Source organism: Clostridium sp. LS, from assembly GCF_002760435.1.
Lineage (GTDB): Bacteria > Bacillota > Clostridia > Clostridiales > Clostridiaceae > Clostridium.
Map to the genome: position 1 here is coordinate 1 of NZ_AUUU01000207.1, position 2068 is coordinate 2068.

A 2068-nucleotide genomic window follows, 5' to 3' on the forward strand; every position below is an offset into this window, starting at 1 on the left:
ATTTGTTATTTCGGTAAGCTACCACATAAGTCTAGTTTACATGTTGTTTATCTATACACTAAGAATCCTTGTGGTTATTCATGTAGCCATCGTACCAATTGTTGAATATAACTTTAAATGATGCTGCAATTGGGACAGCAATAAGCATCCCTATTAATCCACCAGTATCTCCACCAATTAAAATTGCAAGTATAATAAACACAGGATGAAGTCCAACACTATCGCCAACAATTTTAGGTGCTAAAAGATGACCATCAATTTGCTGAACAATTAGCATAGCAATAATAGCATAAAGTGCTTTAATTGGAACACCGCTAAGTAAGCCCATTACTGCAGCAAGAACTGTACCAACAATTGGACCTACATAAGGAATTAAGTTAGAGATACCTGAAATAATTCCTATAACAAAAGCATAATCAATTCCAGCGATCGAAAGGGCTATAGTGGACAAAACTCCAACAAAAAACGCTTCTAGCAGTTGTCCATGAAGATATTTAGCAAAAGATTGATGAATTACTTTAAAGACATAATTAATTTTACTGCCAATATTACTTTTTCTAAATATTAAATGATATAGCTTTATCCATAAACCGATAAAGTACTCAGAATCTTTTAAAAGATAGATACTAATTACAAAGGAAATAAAAAAGGTAACAACACTGCTTCCGACAGACATTATGTATGTTGTCATATTTCCAAAGTTATTTTTAATATAATTTTGCAGATAAATAACTCCGTCTATAATGTAAGGCTTAATATTATCAAGAAATGGACTATTAATTTTGTCTAAACTATCTTTAATTGATTCAGTTGAAAAAGAATTATTACTTATATAGGAAGATATATGTTGAGTCATATTTGATATAGTTGTATTATTTGATAATTGCCCACCAATCATAAAGTAAATTCCACAAAGCAACCCTAAGAAGATACCAATAATTAAAAGGTAAGCAAATATAATTGATAAAATCCTTCTTATTGATGGTCTTTGAATGCTAAATAATTTATTTTTTTCTAAAAAGTTTTCTATATTTCTTGTAATAGGATAAAAAAGATATGCAAGAATAATTCCTATAAGCAGTGGTTTTATTAAATCAATAAAATATTTAACAATACCAAATGTAGAAGTAAATAGTGCACCAATATTAAGAATGATTAAAAATGCCACATATATTGTTACAGCTGTAATTGTCACGTATATTGAGTATTTAAATAGCTTTTTATCAAATTCAATTTTCATATAATAACGCTGTCTCCTTAATTTTTTTAACTATTATTTTATTTAATCAGTAGTATTTAAATTATAGCACATTATTAAACAAAAATTTCTATTAATATATTTTTAAATACAGAATTTTTATTATTTTCCTTTTATGCATTAGATATACTTGTTTTATCTATAATCAAGAAATTTATTTAAAGTATACTTAAAGCGCTAGTAAATTTCTGGTTATATAATATTATAACTTAAAATATATTTAAATAATAATATTATATAAGGAAATGAGTTCAAAAGGGGGAAGAGTCTAGTGTATAGTGAGAATGATACATTTAGTGATTTAAATGTAGAGGGGGAATTGACTGCTCAGGTTTGTAAGAATAATGTTAGTGTAAAGAATGAGGAAAGAAAATATTCAAAGCAGGAGATAGATAGCATATTAAGAGAAGGCTTAGAAGACTTAATCACAGAATTAGAAAAAGTAATAAAAGAAAAGTTTGCAAATTATAACTTGAAAGCTGAGTATAATAAGTGCATTTCTAATTGGAATGAAGTACTATGTAGTGTTAAAATTAATGGAAAGTTTATAAATTTAAAGCTTTCAAATGATTACCTTTGCAATAATTCTAAGCATATAAGTTCAGTTTATATTACATTATTTGGTAACTGCGGAGTGTGTGCTTTCACAGAATGTATTAAGAGAATTAAGCAAGAGTATGAATTTATAGATCATACTTATGCACATGTACCTGCAGGTGAAAGTGAATTATATTTTAAAATGTTAGATAAGAACAAAAGTAAGCGTAAAAAAATTAACGGATAGAAAATGCAATCCTCCATTGTTAAAAT

Annotated in this window: 2 protein-coding genes; one reads left to right on the forward strand and one right to left on the reverse strand. The window is 27.0% G+C overall.

Features of this window, described 5'->3' with window-relative positions; all coding sequences use genetic code 11:
- Positions 1–58: 58 nt before the first annotated feature.
- Positions 59–1240, reverse strand: coding sequence for an AI-2E family transporter (locus tag COL3_RS26330; RefSeq protein ID WP_008420411.1), 1182 nt, complete (start codon positions 1238–1240; stop codon positions 59–61).
- Positions 1241–1529: 289 nt separating this feature from the next.
- On the opposite strand from COL3_RS26330, the gene COL3_RS26335 reads away from it, so the two are divergent.
- The gene (locus COL3_RS26335; protein WP_008420410.1) at positions 1530–2042 is read left to right on the forward strand and encodes a hypothetical protein; all 513 of its coding nucleotides are present in this window, start codon (positions 1530–1532) and stop codon (positions 2040–2042) included.
- Positions 2043–2068: the final 26 nt, after the last annotated feature.